We start from the raw sequence: 15,087 nt of genomic DNA, 5'->3' as shown, positions 1-15,087 counted from the left end.
TGCAGATCTTCAGCTTCGGCGTTAAGCCTTCGAAAGCGGCGACGGGAACCGCGGGCTGACCCGTACTCCGTCGAGCCACTCGGTCAGCTGGTCGGCGCGCTCGCGCAACCGGCCCTGCGCCGAGCGACCCACGTCCTCGAGCAACCGCAGCTCGACCCGCCCGGCACCGTCCTGAGCCCAGGCACCGACGATCCTGCCGTCGCACCATGCCGTGGGACCGCCGTTGCCGTTCCGGTCGAACACCTGCGCCCGGTGCGGTCCGAGGTACCAGTCGCGGTCGAACCAGCCCATCGTCGTGACGTCCAGACCGGGCAGCAGTGCGCACCACGGTTCGGGTTCGGGTTCCGCGTGGAGATCGTCGGGTAGGACGAAACCCGGTGTGCCGTCGAGGTCGACCTCGACCGCGCAGATGTCCCGCAACGCTTCTCGCGCCCAGGTCACCGTGTTGCCGAACCACCACTTGATGTCGGTCAGGGTGGCCGGGCCGAATGCGGCAAGCCAGCGGCGCACGACCTCGGAGCGGGCCGTCTGCGGGTCGGCGGCACCGGCGGTGCCGATCCACTCGGCGCTGGCAATCCAGCGGGGTCGCGACGTCGTCCACTTCCCGTCGTTGGGGCCGCGCATGATGTCGCCGCGCACCGCCAGCACGGTCAGGATGCGCGGTGCCAACGGGGTTTCGCCGCCCCACCGCTTACCCGGGGCTGGATCCCACGACCCTGCCAACTCCGGCAGCGACTCGCGCAGGTCCTTCGCACTCGTCGCCCCATGCTTACTCAGATGCGTAAGGACCGCCGTGCGGGCCGCGTCGAGCCACGCGTCGCCATCGTTGCAGACACCGGCCTTCTGCGCGTCGGCGATGAGTCGGCGACGCTCGGTGTCGCCGACCCGATCGCTTGCCGCGGACTGGATCAGCGGCATGTCGCCGGCGTGGACGGTCCACAGCGTCCTGCGCATCGCGAGATGTTTGACCAGCGTGCGCCGCTCGTAGAGTTCGGTGTCCAGATCGGCGACGGCGAACCCCGCCAGCCGCGCCCACAGCGACAGGTACGGGCTGGCCGGATCGGTCGCATGCAGCCCGAGCACACCGTGGACGACGGCGCCGACGGAGTCCGCAGGCGCACAGAGGAAGTGTCGACGGGCCAGCCGTGCCCGCCGCTCGTCGACCGTGAATCTGCGCATCGCCTGCGAACCGTACCGGTGGGCGCCGACAGAAGTTTGGGATCGGTAGCGACCGGTGCGGTTTTGACTTACCGCCATGACGGGCGCCATCGGGGCGACGTCCCAACGAAGGGTAGATCGATGAATCGCGTTGTTGTGGGTCTGATCGGACTGGTCGCCGGCGCCACCGTGCTGGTGGGCTGTTCGGACGACAAGGGAAGTGCCCCCGCGGCCAGCGCGGCGGGCGTGAGCAGCGGCGGCAGCACGGAGGTGAAGGTCGACGGCAAGGATCTCGAAGGCCTGGACCTCAACACCGTCACCTGCGTGAAGCAGGGCGGCCGGATCAACGTCGCCAGCGGCGCGATCGGCGGCCAGCAGGGCCTGGGCATCGTGATGAGCGATGAGGCGAATCCGAAGGTGGAGTCGCTGGGCATGGTGGTCGACGGAAACGCGCTCGCGGTCAGCAACACCATGGGTGCCAAGGTCGGTTCGGCCGAGGTGAAGGTCGACGGCGACACCTACACCATCACCGGCGAGGCGGCGGGCGCCGACATCTCGAACCCGATGGCAGGGTCGATCACCAAGCCGTTCACCGTGAAGGTCAACTGCAGTTGAGCGATCCACCTCCTGAAGCGGCGGGCGTGCCAGGCATGCCCGCCGCTTTCTATGATTGCGCGGTGGCGATCCCCACGGACCTCGAGCGTGCGCGTCACCTCGCATTCGCCGCCAACGAGGAGGCGGCCAAGGATCTCCTGCTGTCTCTGGTGCCGCAGATCGAGCAGGCCGGCCGCGACGACTGGATGCTCGAGGTGTACGCGCTGCTCGGCGAGATCTACCTCGTCCGCACCGCATACGACGGCACCGAGGAATGCCTGAACCGGATGCGCGAATGCCTGGCCGCCTATTCGGCGATCCTCGCGGGTACCAAGCCCGAGGCCGCGGCACAGGTGACGACGTCGACGGCCGAGATCGAGCTGATGGTGCGCCGGTACTCGCGGCGCGCGCAGTTCCTGCAGACCGGGTTGGCCGCAGCGCACGGTGACCATGAGACCGCCGAGGCCGCGTTGATCGCACTGACCGACGACGAGCCGGTCGCCGAACTCGCCACCGAACACCGATTCCTGGTCACCTACGCCGAGATCCTGTGTGCGGTCGCGCTGTGTGACGACGACCTGCACGTGAAGTCAATCCCGTTGTGGGAGCGCGTGATCGACGTGATCGACCGTCCCGGCGACGGTGGCGAACACCACGATCACCTCCTCGTCCTGGGAGCCACCGGCTATGGCAGGTTCTGCGTCGAGACCGGCCGGCTCGTTTCGGCCGAGCCCTGGCTGCGGCGGGCGGGGGCCCGCGCAGAGGCGCGTGGGTGGAGGCTCGCAGTGGCGCGCACCCAACTCGAACGTGCGACGGCGGCGTGGTCGGCGGGGGACCGGCCGCAGGCGCAGACGTTGGTCCACGAGGCATATCCGGCCATCGCCGAACACCTTCGCGCACACGATGTCTCGCGGTGCTGGCTGTACTTCGGGCTGATCAGCATCTCCGTGAACGCGCTCGACGACGCCGACGAACGACTCAGCCATGCCGAACGGCACTGGCGTGAGATCGAGAAGCCCCTGCACATCCACCGGATCCTGTTGCAGCGCAGCTGGGTCGACATCTTCCGCGGAGACTTCGCCGCAGCACTCGAGCGCGTCGGACAGGCTCGTGAACTGCTCGACGCGTGGCCCCGCCACAGCTGGCTGCAGTACGCCCGCCTCGACGACCAGCTCGGCAACATCTGGCGGGCCGACGCACTGGCCGATCCCGTCCACGCGGCGGAGAAGCTCCAGAAGGCCGCCGAACTCAAACTCCCCGCCGCGATGGCCGTCGACTCGGTGCGATATGCGATTCCCGACGCCGACGCCCGAATGCGTTGGGCAACCTACGTTTCCGCTCCGATCCTCGCCGGCGCGTTCGCCGTCGCATGGGAGTGGGGCAACACCGAACTGGTCAGCGAGCTCATCGAATACCACAGCGCGCGCGGAACCTTCACCGCCGAACCCGCTTCCGCCGACGTTATGGACTGGGCGGGCACCGCGACGGCGGCCGTACCCGTGGAGTCCGCCGACGAGTACGCGCTGGTCGCCGCCGGGCCGATGGTCACCGCGAGCGCGTCGCTGACCAGGCTCGGACCGTTGCCGCCGCTGGTGATGGACCCGGCCACCGCGCCGATCATCGGTCGTTACCGCGCCCTGGCAGCCGAGCGGTACGGCCGCGACGTGACCGCGGACGAGCCCGCGTGGTGCACGTGGCCCTGACCAAGACTCTCGTCCTGCGGTTCGCCGACGTCGGGGTGGCGACGTACGCCGGGCTGCGGGTCGTGGGAGACCCGTCGCGAACCGTCACCTGGGTGGTCGAACAGCCGGACCTTGTCGCAGCCGAACAGCGGCTGGCCGAGGCGCTGCCCGACCCCATCGGCACCGAAACCCGTCGTGACGCACTCGACCGCGCGATCGCACGAGGCGCCTTCGCCTCGCCCACAGCCGAAATCGAGCTTGCGCGCGCACTGGGCACACAACTGATCGCCCCCGCCGCCTGGCAGCTGCTCGTCGAGCATGCGGCGTCACCGCGCGCGACGCTGTTCGTGTCCCCGAGCGCGCGGCTGGCCAGAATCCCCTGGGGTCTGCTGGCGGCGCCGGAGGAAGACGGCATCCGGCTGATGGAACTGGCCGAGGTCATGATGGCCGTGCCACCCAATATCGTCAATTCGCCGCGGGCACCAGCGAATTGGAACGACAGAAGCGACAACCCCGTTCTGTTGGTCCTCGACCCGCGCGTGCCCGGCCAGCGTCCGGACGCGGCGTTGGGCTCCGTGCTCGGCAAACCGTCGCCTGATACCGCCCTGGCTCGTCATTTCGCCGATCTCGCCGACCGCCGCCCGGTGCTGCCGGACGTGGCGGCCGTCACCGAGCTGTTCCGGCGTACCGACGCCGACCGCGGTTGGCTCGCCGGTCAGCTCGCGCGCCGGCCCGGTCGCATGGTTTACGTCGGGCACGCCACCGCCGCCGACGGCGACGCCGGCCACGCGGACCGCGCGGCGCTGCACCTCGCCGAAGAGCGACCGCTCACCGCGGGTGAGCTCATGGCGGCGCGATTGCCCTTTCCTCCGCGGGTTGCGCTGCTGGCGTGCGCATCCGGCGGGGACTATCAGTTCGACGAGGCCAGTGGGCTGGTGGCGGCGATGGTCCTGGGTGGGGCCCAATTGGTCACTGCCACGTTGTGGTCGCTGCCGACGACGGCGGGCTACCGGCAGTTCGCTGGATCCGAGGCCGACCCGATGAGCGAGGCGATCGTAGCCGTCGACCGCGCCCATGAGGCCGACGAGGCCGGCCGGGCGGTGAACCGCTGGCAGCGGGACCGGATGCGCGACTGGCGCGGTGGCGATCTGACTGCCAGCCCGCTGTATTGGGCGGCGCTGGCCAGCTTCGCCGTTGACGGCGCGCGCTGATCACACCGGCGCCACGCAGATCGCCACGGCGGTCTCGTCACCGGGACGGTAGTAGGTGTCGATGACGCTGCCGGGGGAGACCTTGACCAGCGCGGACGCCGGCACCAACGCGGTCTCCCGGGCGGGAAACTGCCCGCCTTCAGGCTTTTTGACCATCACATCGAGTTCGACTTCCCGGCAGTCCTCGAGCGCCTGCCCGGTCGGCCGCATTGCGGTGACGACCGCCGGTGAGCGGATGCCGTTGCGGATCAACTCGAGTCGGTCGCGGGTGAGCAGGCCCTTGCGCACCATCGTCCGGTCGAACTCCGCTCGCGCGGCGAGGATGTCCTCCGCCGTGGCCAGGCGCTCGTTGGCCTCACCGCAATCCACTCGGGAGAGCTTCCAGGCGGGTAGTAACGAAGCGGCCGTGCCGATGTAAACGATGCAGACGAACGCGAACAGCGCAGTGAACATGACCTCAAGGGTCGGGCGGGCGCGCCGCTACCGAACCCAACTTTCCTGCTGTCCACAACCGGAACCTACTTCTATCCTGTCCTGATGAGCACCGGGACGGCCGTGGCCGTCGCCCATCCGCGCCGGGCGGTCATCGACCGCGCCTGGCGCGCCATCGGGCCCGGTGTCGAGGTGCTCAGCAGCGAGGACGGCGGGCCGCTGCGGCGAACGGTGAAACGGATCATCGATCCGCTGGTCCTGCGGCTGCGATCGAACACCCAATTCTCGGCGCCGTTCGTGGCGCCCGATGTGGCCGATGCGATGTACGACGCGATCGTCGGGCACAGTGCGCAACTGCGGGACACCGCGGCCTGGTTCGACGTCCTCAAACGGGAGCGGCGTCGGTTGCGCATCACCTCGGGCAATGCCCAAGAGCTGTACTTCCCGGTGTGTTTCGAGCTGGCCGTGACGAAAGGGCCGCCCGCACAACATGGTTCCGGCGCCGAGGAGGTGCTGCGCGAGATACACGATGAACGCGACCGCACCGCGATCGAAGTACTGAACCGGTTCGTGTCCGACGAGAAGGTCATCACCGAACTGGAGAGGCAGCTGAGTCGCAGTTGGCGAGATGTTCGCGCGGGCACCGATATCACCGGTCCGTTCATGGCCGGACTGACCACGGTGCTCGGCCCCGCCGACGGCCACTCTGCCGCCGCCGCGCGGCAGCGTGTGTGGCAGGCGTTGATCGCCGACGCCGCGCCGTACAACCTCGGAGCCAAGGCGCGCAGCGGACCGGCCGAGCTGCCATGGTCGATCGTCGATCTCGGCCTGAGTTCTGTTGAGCCACAACCGCAGCCGAGCATCATCGGTGGGCCGGACCACGACCGGCCCCTGAATCGCAGCGTGATCGACAGGGTGCGCGCAACGCTGCGAAGGGCTATGGACCGCGACGAACTTCCCGATGTGCCGACATTGTGCGCCGAAGAGGTCGACCGGGCGTGCGCTCCGTGGGGGCTGATAGGAGAGGACAAGCAGGCCACGCTGGTCGCGGGAATCGAGGTCGCGGTGCATCTCGCGCCGCTGGCCGATGGCGCCGTGCCCCGCTACGAGTTGGCCCGCCAGATTCAGGCGCGGCTCCGCAAAGAGGCATATGTGCTGCATGCGCGCCGCTATCTGGCCGCCGACGGGCCGATCCATCCGCGCCAGCAGCAGGTGATCGACGAGCTGGCGATGTTCGCGCGCCCGTACCTGAGCCGGTTGTGGGCCCGGCTGCACGGCCGCGACGTGTGGCAGGAGCCGTGTGGCGACGTCGACGAGGTTCGTGCGGTGCTCGAAGGGGTGGCGAGGTCGGTCAGCCTGGACCACCGCCAGCGGATCAAGACGATGCTCGAGATGCAGGTGGCGGGATGAGGCTGATGGCCGATTCGGGCCTGTGGACGACGGGACCGCTGGTGGCCCCGGCTCCGGTGGTCGCCGTTCTCGAAGTCAGCGGTGCGGTGCTGTCGTGGACGGTCGACGAGCCGACGGATGCCCAGATCACGTTCACCGATCCGGCGCGAGCGGACTGGTTGTGGCGGGTGGTCGGCGAGGCCGGCCACCACGCGGTGATCTCCGCGCTGGGTGACCGCGCCACAGTCGACAGCGTCGAGGTGACAGGTGTGGCCCTGGTACCCGATGCACTCGAACCGCTGCGCCGCCTCGCGCTCGGCCACTGGCTGCGGCGCTGGTGGCCGGCAAGTCAACGCGATGCGATCGCGACGCTCGACGGGGCGCTCCTGGATGCCGAAGTCGCGCTGCTGACGGCCGCGGCGCAGGACTACTTCGGCGACGACACCTTCGACTCGGAGATCGCCCATCTGCTTGCACCGCATGCCGCGGCACTGAACGCTGCTGCGCACGAAGGTGATCCACGGGTGGCCGCGCTCATCGAGCTGTGTCGCGATGTGGCCGACGATGTCGGGGTCGCACTCGATGCGGACCAGGTGAGCGGTCGGCGCGCCGACTATGCGCTTGCTGCAGGGGCGGATTCGCGAGCCCGAGGTCCCGCGGTCATCGCCGGCGGCACCGCCTCGCTCAATTGGGCAGCCGTACCACCGGGAGTCTTCGACGCCGCCGAGGACACCGTCGAATGGTCGGTGGAAGCGGCCGACGACGGTGTGAGCGCGCTCGTCGGGGTGGAGTTGACGGGGCTGGGCTCGCCCCACGGCATCGCGGTGCGGTTGGAGTCAGGGGCCGTCGGCGGGGCGGGCGTACTCGGGGCGGACGGGCGTGCGTCGTTTCCCGTTGCCGACACCGACGCGACACCGATCACCGAAGCGGTTGCCTGGAACCATGACTGGCGCGGCGCGAGGGTGGTGGTGGGCGCCGATGTCGACGAGTCGGCGCACACCCGCGACCGGGTCCGCGCGTTTGCCCGGTCGCGGATGGATCGACCCGGCCCCGATGCGTTCCTGGCCGAGATCCTCGCCGCCGAATCGGACTACTGAGATTCGTCGGACTGTTTGCGCATCTGCTCGCGGATCTGTTCGAGACGCTCGGCCGCTGCTCGCTGGCGCTCGTCGTATTGCTCGGCGACGCTTCGACCCTCGGGGGTTTCAGCCGCGAGCTCGGAGGCGCCGATCGCGGTGCTGTAGCGCGTCTCCACCTTCTCCCGCACGGCGTCGAACGTCGGCACACCACCCGGTGTGTAGCCGCTGTCGACGGGCTCGACCGGCGTGGTGGACTCGGGCTTCGGGTCCACGACCTCGGCCTCGACGGCGGGTTGCTGATCGTGTTCCGGAGTGGTGTCGCCCGGCATGTCGTCCACGCTACCCGCTCACAGGCCGAGGCGGTTGTGACAATTTTGACGAAAGTCCGGCGCTGCTCGAACGCTGCGCGTAGCGTCTTGCCGTTATCACTGCGAAAGGAACCACCATGCGCGGCGCCATCATCTTCTCAGCGGTTGTCGGCGTCGCCATGGCGCTGGGCACAGCGGCACCGGCCCTCGCCGACGAGACCGACGACATCTTCGTCGCGGTGCTCGAAGAAGAGGGAATCCCGTTCTCGACACCCAAGGACGCAATCACCCTCGCCCACGCGGTATGTGACTACGTGGCCACCGGGCAGAAGCCCGAACAGGTCGCGGTCGAGATCAGCGAACCGGCCAACTGGACCCTGGACCAGAGCGGGTTCTTCGTCGGTGCCGCAACGCAGTCGTACTGTCCGTCGTAGCTTTTCCGACGCGGTCGCCCGCAGGCGCTTCCGGGTCTCGACTGTCGGGAATGCCTGCTGCCCTTATGGTTCGCTGCCTACCGCGACGTTCGACAACCCGGAGCGTCCTCGCGGCAGGCCCGCGCGAACAGCCGGACAGCTACTTCGGCTTCCCGGTCGGCGCGTCGCTGCTAACGGGAAGCTGACGCGGCCCGTCCGGCGGTGGCGTCGGTGTTCCGACATCGCGGACCGCGGTCAGCCTAGGGGTCGCATCGGACCCCGGCGTGCCCAGTTGGTTTGCCAGCCACGGCAGCGCCGTGGCGAACGCATGGGCGGCGTACGGCCAGTCGTGCACGCCCGGCTGGACCACCACCGAGCAGGTGATGCCATGTGCCGTGCCCAGGCCGGACAGCACGCCGGCCGCATCCTTCTGCGCGCCGTCCGCCGTGTTGACGTCGAATCGGCCCGTGAGGCCGAAATACCAGCCGTGCCGGCGGATCACCGTTGTCGGGTCGAACGCCGCATACGCTGCGGCATCACCGCCGAACAGGCGCTCGACCGTCTGATCCTTGGTGCCCGAGTTTGGGCTCAGGTCGCCGGCGATGTCGTCGAAGACCCCGAACATATCGGGATGCATCACCGCCAGGTCGACGGCGCAGGTGCCTCCCATCGACCAACCCACGACTCCCCAGTTCGCCTGTCTGGAGCTGACTTTGAACGTCGATATCATGTACGGCACGACATCCTTGGTTAGATGGTCGGCGGCGTTACCGCGCTTGCCGTTGACACATTCGGTGTCGTTGCGAAACGTGCCACCGGCGTCGACGAAGACGAGAACCGGGGAGTACCCGCCGTGCCCGGAGGCGAAGTCGTCCGCCGTGGCGACCGCATTGCCGGCACGAACCCAATCCGCCGGGGTGTTGAACTCGCCTCCGATCATCATCACGGTGGGAAGCGGAGGTGGGGGACTGGTCGCGTACCACGCCGGTGGCAGGTAGACGAGCTCGGTGCGGTGTTGGAAGCCCGAGGCCGTGTCGGCGATGTGCACCGGGACGACCGTGCCCTTCGCCGGGATCTGATGCCGATCCTGCATCGCCTGCATCGTCGCCGCGTCCGTCTGGTCAGGAAGCGGTCCCGCGGTCAGTTGATTCCACGCCGCTTGCACGGTGGGGAGGTAGCCCACCCATAGGTTGACGACCAGTGCCGCGGACAACAGACACAACGGCAGCGCCATCAGCGAGACGCCCCGACGCCACCAGCGGGCGCCTTGCCAGCCGGCGACCAGCACAGCGCACGCGGCGCCCGTGAGCCCCACCCACACCCACAGCGAAGGTGGTGCGGGGTTGCCCGAAAGTCCTTCCGACGCAAAGAAGGCGTACGTCGCCACCGTCAGCACAAGGCCGCACAGCGCCGCCCACGGCACCCACACCTGGCGCCACCGACGTGTTCGCCAGCCGATCGCAGCGATCAGCGCGATCGCGGCGGCTACCTGTACCGCTGTGGGAATCCAGCCATGCATCAACGACAGGTGCCCACGAAGCGCATGAGCCAGCGTCGCCGATGTCACGAACTACAGAGTGACGGGTAATCCTTGTGGGGCGCTGTGGGGCAGCTGTCAACCGCGCGGATTCGCTGTCAACGGGGCTTGGCCAACGGGAACGGCAGCGTCTCGCGGATGCTGCGGCCCGTGATCAGCATGACGACGCGGTCCACACCCATGCCCAATCCGCCGGTGGGCGGCATCGCGTACTCCATCGCCTGGAGGAAGTCTTCGTCGAGTTCCATCGCCTCGGGATCGCCGCCCGCGGCCAGCAGCGACTGCTCCTGTAACCGGCGTCGCTGCTCGACCGGATCGGTGAGTTCGCTGTAGGCGGTGCCGAGTTCGACTCCCCACGCGACCAGATCCCACCGTTCGGCGACGCCTGGGATGCTGCGGTGTGGGCGGGTCAGCGGCGACACGGACGTCGGGAAGTCCTTGTAGAACGTCGGCGCCTCGGTGCGGTCCTCGACCAGCCGCTCATAGAGTTCCAGCACCACCGCGCCAGCATCCCAGTGCGTCAGGTACGGAATGGCCGCGGCGTCACACAGTTTGCGCAACCGTGGCAGTTCGGTGTCGGGGCCGATCTGTTCACCGAGGGCTTCGGACACCGCATCGTGCACGGTTTTGACCGTCCACTGACCGGAGATGTCGACGGGTTCGAGTCCACCGCCTTCCTGCGGCCGGTAGAACACCTGGGCACCGTTGGCGGCCTCGGCGGCGTTCTGGATGAGCTGCCGGCAGCCGTCGATCCAGACGTTGTAGTCGGCATGCGCCTGATACGCCTCCAGCAGAGTGAATTCGGGGTTGTGGCTGAAGTCGACGCCTTCGTTGCGGAACGCCCTGCCCAGCTCGAAAACCCGCTCGACACCGCCCACGCAGAGCCGCTTGAGGTACAGCTCAGGAGCGATCCGCAGGTAGAGGTCCAGATCGTAGGCGTTGATGTGGGTGAGGAACGGCCGGGCGTTCGCGCCGCCGTGGATCTGTTGCAGGATCGGCGTCTCGACCTCCAGGAACCCCTTGCCCACCAACGTTTCCCGAATCGCATGCAGCACGCCGCTGCGCGCGCGGATGAGGTCGCGAGCCTCGGTGTTGATCGCCAGGTCGACGTAGCGGGCGCGCACACGGGCTTCCTGGTCGGTCAACCCCTTCCACTTGTCCGGCAGTGGACGCAGACATTTGCCGATCATCCGCCAGTCACGGACCAGAAGTGAGCGGGTGCTCTTCTTGCTGTAGCCCATCGTACCCGACACCTCGATGAGGTCGCCGAGATCGATGGCGTGCGTGAAGTCGGCCGTCGTCGCCGATTCGAGCAGCGAGTTGTCCAGCAGCAGCTGGACTTCGCCGGACCAGTCGCGCAACTGGGCGAACAGAACGCCGCCGTAGTCGCGGCTGCGCAGCACCCGCCCCGCCACCGTGACCGAAACGTCGTCGTCGGCCTCGATCGCCTCGGCGATGGTGTGCGATGGTGGCGTACCGACGGGATAGGCATCGATTCCGTTGTCCTGCAGCGCCTTCAGCTTGGCCATGCGCACTCGCACCTGTTCAGGCAGCCGCGGCTCATCGGCGTCGGGCAGATCGGCCGCCAGCCCGCTGAGATCGGGGGCCGTACCGTCGTGGTGCAACAGTCCGGTCGCCATCAGATCCTGCGGCACCGCCGTGTGGTGTCCGGTGTGCGGCTGTTCGTGACGCCGCGAAAAGGGCAGCACCAGAAATCCTTCGGCGATCACCGACGCCACCCCGACCCGGGGCACCAGTCGGGCGTCGTCGTAGCAGGCGTAACGCGGCACCCAGTCCGGTTGGTATTTCATGTTCGAGCGGTACAGCGTCTCGAGCTGCCACCATCGGGAGAAGAACACGAGCAGGCTGCGCCACAGCCGGGCGACCGGGCCCGCCCCGAGCTGAGCGCCCTGTTCGAACGCCGATCGGAACATGGCGAAGTTCAACGAGATTCGTGTGATCCCGATGTCTTCGGCCTGCATGCACAGTTCGCTGACCATCAGCTCGATGGTGCCGTTGGGGGAGTGGGGTGCGCGCCGCATCAAGTCCAGCGAGACGCCGTTGGTGCCCCAGGGCACCAGTGACAGCATGGCGACGACTTCGTCTGTCCCGCCCGCGTTCTGGACCGCCTCCACAAGGAGGCAGTCGCCGTCGGCCGGGTCGCCGAGCCGGCCGAGTGCCATCGAGAAGCCGCGTTCGTCCTCGGTGTCGCGCCAGGCCTCGGCGCGGGCGATGACGTCGGCCATCTCCTCGGCGCCCAGGTCGCGGTGCCTGCGGATGCGCACGCTCACGCCTGCACGCCGCGCCCGGGTCACGGCCTGTCGGACCGCGCGCATATCCGGCCCGGACAGCCGGAAACTGTCGGGATACAGTATGGCCTCGTCGCCGAGTTGCAGGGCGTTGAGCCCGGCCTCGCGGAACGCCTCGGCGCCCGCCGAACTCGCGCCCATCACCCCGGGGGCCCAGCCGTAGGTCTGACACAACGCGAGCCACGCCTCGATCGCCGCCGGCCACGCCTTGGGATCGCCGACCGGGTCCCCGCTCGCCAGGCACACACCGACTTCCACGCGGTAGGTGATGGCGGCCCGCCCGTTGGGCGCGAACACGACCGCCTTGTCGCGGCGCGTCGCGAAGTACCCGAGCGAGTCGTTCTTGCCGAACAACTCCAGCAGCCCGCGCAGCGCGGATTCGTCCTCACCGGTCAGCGCGTTCTCGGCGCGCTGGGACTGGAACAACACGATCGCCGCGACCATCAGGGCCAGTGCGCCGAAAAGGCCGAGCACAGCGTTGATCAGGACGTGCGGATGACCGGTGAAGTTCGAGGAGTCGGCGCCCGCGAACGCGCTGACCCGGTTCAGCGCATACCAGAACCGGTCGTCACTGGTCAGCGTGCCCGGAAACAGTTCGAGCAGGCCCCATCCGATCAGGGTGCCGATCGCCATCCCCGCGACCAGCACGACCGCTGCCTTCAGCAGGGCACCGCGGCGCACCTTCGCCCAGAACTCGCCACGAGCCAGCAGCAGGAACAGGATCGCGGCGACGTGGAAGGCCAGCCCGATGACTTCGCCGATCTCCTCGACCACCGACTCGTCGCCGGACACCAGGTCTGCGATGTTGAAGACGATCGCACCCACCATGTAGGCGACGAGGATCAACCAGGCTATCCGCTTGCGCGCCGCCAGCGCCGCGGCCAGCAGCGCCAGCACGAACGCCCAGGCGAAGCTGGTGTCGGGGAAGTTGAAGATGTAGTCATTGACGAACTCGCGCGGAACCCGGATAACCGACCGCACGAACGGCGAGACGCTCGCCAACAACGAGAGCGTGGCGATGATGCCTACCGTCCAGCCCGCCGCCGCGGGCACCCACCAGTACCTCGACCTGCGGCGGGTAACGGGCAGGCTAGCGACGGTCATAGGCCGCGACATTATTCGGTTGGGACCCCAAATGGGTGGCGACTCACGACCAGACGGGTCCGGTGAATTTCTCGCCGGGGCCTTGCCCTGGTTCGTCGGGCGATGCGCTGGCCTCACGGAAGGCCAGCTGCAGCGTCTTCAGGCCGTCACGCACCGGTCCGGCATGGGGTCCGAGATACTCCGCGGACGCGGTGACCAACCCGGCCAGCGCGATGATTAACCGGCGGGCCTCGTCGAGATCGCGGTACGGGCTCTCGTCGGGATTGTCGGACGACAGCCCGAGCTTCTCGGCGGCGGCGCTCATCAGCATCACGGCCGACCGGGTGATCACCTCGACGGCGGGGATCTCCGCGAGTTCACGAACGGCGGTGCCGTTCAGATCACCTGGGCCGGCCGGGTCAGCTGAGTTCGGGTCATCGGTCATGCCTGCTAGACTGGCATGCGCGACCGTCCCGGCAAACGCCAGGGACAGCAAGTGGAGTCCCCCTCCCACCGCTGGCCATACCGGCTCAGCGGTCCGGTCACAGGCAAAAGATTGCCTGTCCTGGTCGGCTGTGGGCCCTGCTTTGAGCAGGGCTTTTCTGTTCGTTGAGCAGAGCTGACGGAGTGGGCTCCTAGAGGACAACATAGGAGGCCCCATCAGCACTGAGACCCGCGTCAACGAGCGCATCCGCGTACCTGAAGTCCGCCTGATCGGACCGGGCGGTGAACAGGTAGGCATCGTGCGCATCGAAGATGCCCTCCGCGTCGCCGCGGATGCCGATCTCGATCTCGTCGAAGTAGCACCGGATGCCAAACCCCCGGTCTGCAAGATCATGGACTACGGAAAGTTCAAATACGAGACGGCTCAGAAGGCGCGCGAGTCTCGCAAGAACCAGCAGCAGACCGTCGTCAAGGAACAGAAGCTCCGTCCCAAGATCGACCCGCACGACTACGAGACCAAAAAGGGTCACGTGATCCGCTTCCTCGAGGCCGGGTCCAAGGTCAAGGTGACGATCATGTTCCGCGGCCGCGAACAGTCGCGACCCGAATTGGGCTTCCGTCTCCTGCAGCGGCTGGGCGCCGACGTCGCCGACTACGGCTTCGTCGAGACCTCGGCCAAGCAGGACGGCCGCAACATGACGATGGTGCTGGCCCCGCACCGCGGCGCGAAGACTCGCGCCAAGGCGGCGCAACAGGCCGAAGGCTCCGCAGAGCCGGCCGCAGCACCCGACCGAAACAGTTAGAACAACAGAGCAGAGGACCTATGCCCAAGGCGAAGACCCACAGCGGCGCTTCCAAGCGGTTCCGTCGCACCGGGACCGGCAAGATCGTGCGCCAGAAGGCCAACCGCCGCCACTTGCTCGAGCACAAGCCGAGCAAGCGCACCCGGCGACTCGCCGGCCGCACCGAGGTGTCGGCCGCCGACAACGCCCGCATCAAGAAGATGCTCAACGGCTGACCGACGAACACGTACGACCTGAACGAAGGACATTCCCATGGCACGCGTCAAGCGCGCAGTCAACGCCCAGAAGAAGCGGCGGACAATCCTCAAGGCCTCCAAGGGTTACCGGGGGCAGCGGTCGCGGCTGTACCGCAAGGCCAAAGAGCAGCAGCTGCATTCGCTCAACTACGCCTATCGTGACCGGCGCGCCCGCAAGGGCGAGTTCCGCAAGCTGTGGATCTCGCGTATCAATGCCGCGGCCCGCGCCAACGACATCACCTACAACCGGCTGATCCAGGGGCTGAAGGCCGCTGGCGTCGAGGTGGACCGCAAGAACCTCGCCGAGATCGCCGTCAGCGATCCCGCGGCGTTCACCGCGTTGGTCGAGGTCGCCAAGGGCGCACTGCCCGAGGACGTGAACGCGCCGTCGGGCGAGGCTGCCTGACGC

General features: G+C 68.1%; 15 protein-coding genes. 9 read left to right on the top strand and 6 right to left on the bottom strand.

Annotated elements, in window-relative coordinates; translation table 11 throughout:
• Positions 1 to 21: 21 nt before the first annotated feature.
• Entirely contained in the window at positions 22 to 1,179 is a 1,158-nt protein-coding gene (locus A5790_RS24240; protein ID WP_066850450.1) for a winged helix DNA-binding domain-containing protein, read from the bottom strand.
• 120 nt (positions 1,180 to 1,299) lie between these two features.
• Between A5790_RS24240 and A5790_RS24235 the strand changes: the two genes are divergently transcribed.
• Genes A5790_RS24235 through A5790_RS24225 form a run of 3 tightly spaced genes read left to right on the top strand, consistent with a single transcriptional unit; the run spans position 1,300 to position 4,645 of the window.
• Positions 1,300 to 1,773 carry a lipoprotein LpqH gene (locus A5790_RS24235; protein WP_064395685.1) on the top strand — a complete coding sequence of 158 codons (474 nt, stop codon included), beginning with the start codon at positions 1,300 to 1,302 and terminating at the stop codon, positions 1,771 to 1,773.
• A 35-nt stretch (positions 1,774 to 1,808) separates the two neighbouring features.
• On the top strand, positions 1,809 to 3,455 hold the full coding sequence (locus A5790_RS26335; protein WP_369829817.1) for a hypothetical protein: 1,647 nt from the start codon (positions 1,809 to 1,811) through the stop codon (positions 3,453 to 3,455).
• Positions 3,437 to 4,645, top strand: a complete 1,209-nt coding sequence (locus tag A5790_RS24225; protein WP_156656500.1) for a CHAT domain-containing protein — start codon at positions 3,437 to 3,439, stop codon at positions 4,643 to 4,645. Before A5790_RS26335 ends, A5790_RS24225 begins: the two co-directional genes overlap by 19 nt.
• On the opposite strand, the gene A5790_RS24220 is transcribed toward A5790_RS24225, so the two are convergent.
• On the bottom strand, positions 4,646 to 5,098 hold the full coding sequence (locus A5790_RS24220) for a hypothetical protein (RefSeq protein WP_066850159.1): 453 nt from the start codon (positions 5,096 to 5,098) through the stop codon (positions 4,646 to 4,648).
• A gap of 84 nt (positions 5,099 to 5,182) precedes the next feature.
• Between A5790_RS24220 and A5790_RS24215 the strand changes: the two genes are divergently transcribed.
• The gene (locus tag A5790_RS24215) at positions 5,183 to 6,487 is read left to right on the top strand and encodes a hypothetical protein (RefSeq protein ID WP_066850156.1); all 1,305 of its coding nucleotides are present in this window, start codon (positions 5,183 to 5,185) and stop codon (positions 6,485 to 6,487) included.
• The gene (locus A5790_RS24210) at positions 6,484 to 7,563 is read left to right on the top strand and encodes a hypothetical protein (RefSeq protein ID WP_066850147.1); all 1,080 of its coding nucleotides are present in this window, start codon (positions 6,484 to 6,486) and stop codon (positions 7,561 to 7,563) included. The genes A5790_RS24215 and A5790_RS24210 overlap by 4 nt, the downstream gene beginning before the upstream one ends.
• On the opposite strand, the gene A5790_RS24205 is transcribed toward A5790_RS24210, so the two are convergent.
• Positions 7,557 to 7,874: a hypothetical protein gene (locus tag A5790_RS24205; RefSeq protein ID WP_066850442.1), complete on the bottom strand. Its 318-nt coding sequence runs from the start codon at positions 7,872 to 7,874 to the stop codon at positions 7,557 to 7,559. The two genes, A5790_RS24210 and A5790_RS24205, sit on opposite strands and share 7 nt — an antisense overlap.
• A 116-nt stretch (positions 7,875 to 7,990) precedes the next feature.
• Between A5790_RS24205 and A5790_RS24200 the strand changes: the two genes are divergently transcribed.
• Positions 7,991 to 8,287, top strand: a complete 297-nt coding sequence (locus A5790_RS24200) for a DUF732 domain-containing protein (RefSeq protein ID WP_066850144.1) — start codon at positions 7,991 to 7,993, stop codon at positions 8,285 to 8,287.
• A 139-nt stretch (positions 8,288 to 8,426) separates the two neighbouring features.
• On the opposite strand, the gene A5790_RS24195 is transcribed toward A5790_RS24200, so the two are convergent.
• The 3 genes from A5790_RS24195 to A5790_RS24185 all read right to left on the bottom strand — a co-directional run bounded on the left by A5790_RS24195 (position 8,427) and on the right by A5790_RS24185 (position 13,640).
• Positions 8,427 to 9,785 (bottom strand): alpha/beta hydrolase family protein, encoded by a 1,359-nt coding sequence (locus tag A5790_RS24195; RefSeq protein ID WP_066850141.1) that lies wholly within the window; start codon positions 9,783 to 9,785, stop codon positions 8,427 to 8,429.
• A 116-nt stretch (positions 9,786 to 9,901) separates the two neighbouring features.
• Entirely contained in the window at positions 9,902 to 13,216 is a 3,315-nt protein-coding gene (lysX, locus tag A5790_RS24190) for a bifunctional lysylphosphatidylglycerol synthetase/lysine--tRNA ligase LysX (protein ID WP_066850138.1), read from the bottom strand.
• Positions 13,217 to 13,259: 43 nt separating this feature from the next.
• Positions 13,260 to 13,640 carry a DUF1844 domain-containing protein gene (locus tag A5790_RS24185; protein ID WP_066850135.1) on the bottom strand — a complete coding sequence of 127 codons (381 nt, stop codon included), beginning with the start codon at positions 13,638 to 13,640 and terminating at the stop codon, positions 13,260 to 13,262.
• 214 nt (positions 13,641 to 13,854) lie between these two features.
• On the opposite strand from A5790_RS24185, the gene infC reads away from it, so the two are divergent.
• Genes infC through rplT form a run of 3 tightly spaced genes read left to right on the top strand, consistent with a single transcriptional unit; the run spans position 13,855 to position 15,084 of the window.
• Positions 13,855 to 14,442 carry a translation initiation factor IF-3 gene (infC, locus tag A5790_RS24180; RefSeq protein ID WP_082693995.1) on the top strand — a complete coding sequence of 196 codons (588 nt, stop codon included), beginning with the start codon at positions 13,855 to 13,857 and terminating at the stop codon, positions 14,440 to 14,442.
• Positions 14,443 to 14,462: 20 nt separating this feature from the next.
• The gene (gene rpmI, locus A5790_RS24175) at positions 14,463 to 14,657 is read left to right on the top strand and encodes a 50S ribosomal protein L35 (protein WP_064395677.1); all 195 of its coding nucleotides are present in this window, start codon (positions 14,463 to 14,465) and stop codon (positions 14,655 to 14,657) included.
• Between the two features lie 37 nt (positions 14,658 to 14,694).
• Complete coding sequence (gene rplT, locus A5790_RS24170; protein ID WP_064346258.1) at positions 14,695 to 15,084, top strand: 50S ribosomal protein L20; 390 nt, start codon at positions 14,695 to 14,697, stop codon at positions 15,082 to 15,084.
• The last annotated feature ends 3 nt before the right edge of the window (positions 15,085 to 15,087 follow it).

The organism is Mycobacterium sp. 852002-51152_SCH6134967, from assembly GCF_001667105.1.
GTDB lineage: Bacteria > Actinomycetota > Actinomycetes > Mycobacteriales > Mycobacteriaceae > Mycobacterium > Mycobacterium neumannii_A.
Note: the sequence above shows the minus strand (reverse complement) of the source record. Positions and strands in the feature narration are given on the sequence as shown.

What these genes read in the sequence shown, in the direction of transcription:
- A5790_RS24240 (WP_066850450.1), bottom strand. Translation starts at nt 1,179, where the DNA reads ATGCGCAGATTCACGGTCGACGAGCGGCGGGCACGGCTGGCCCGTCGA.
- A5790_RS24235 (WP_064395685.1), top strand. Translation starts at nt 1,300, where the DNA reads ATGAATCGCGTTGTTGTGGGTCTGATCGGACTGGTCGCCGGCGCCACC.
- A5790_RS26335 (WP_369829817.1), top strand. Translation starts at nt 1,809, where the DNA reads ATGCCCGCCGCTTTCTATGATTGCGCGGTGGCGATCCCCACGGACCTC.
- A5790_RS24220 (WP_066850159.1), bottom strand. Translation starts at nt 5,098, where the DNA reads ATGTTCACTGCGCTGTTCGCGTTCGTCTGCATCGTTTACATCGGCACG.
- A5790_RS24215 (WP_066850156.1), top strand. Translation starts at nt 5,183, where the DNA reads ATGAGCACCGGGACGGCCGTGGCCGTCGCCCATCCGCGCCGGGCGGTC.
- A5790_RS24210 (WP_066850147.1), top strand. Translation starts at nt 6,484, where the DNA reads ATGAGGCTGATGGCCGATTCGGGCCTGTGGACGACGGGACCGCTGGTG.
- A5790_RS24205 (WP_066850442.1), bottom strand. Translation starts at nt 7,874, where the DNA reads ATGCCGGGCGACACCACTCCGGAACACGATCAGCAACCCGCCGTCGAG.
- A5790_RS24200 (WP_066850144.1), top strand. Translation starts at nt 7,991, where the DNA reads ATGCGCGGCGCCATCATCTTCTCAGCGGTTGTCGGCGTCGCCATGGCG.
- A5790_RS24195 (WP_066850141.1), bottom strand. Translation starts at nt 9,785, where the DNA reads ATGCATGGCTGGATTCCCACAGCGGTACAGGTAGCCGCCGCGATCGCG.
- lysX (WP_066850138.1), bottom strand. Translation starts at nt 13,216, where the DNA reads ATGACCGTCGCTAGCCTGCCCGTTACCCGCCGCAGGTCGAGGTACTGG.
- A5790_RS24185 (WP_066850135.1), bottom strand. Translation starts at nt 13,640, where the DNA reads ATGACCGATGACCCGAACTCAGCTGACCCGGCCGGCCCAGGTGATCTG.
- rpmI (WP_064395677.1), top strand. Translation starts at nt 14,463, where the DNA reads ATGCCCAAGGCGAAGACCCACAGCGGCGCTTCCAAGCGGTTCCGTCGC.
- rplT (WP_064346258.1), top strand. Translation starts at nt 14,695, where the DNA reads ATGGCACGCGTCAAGCGCGCAGTCAACGCCCAGAAGAAGCGGCGGACA.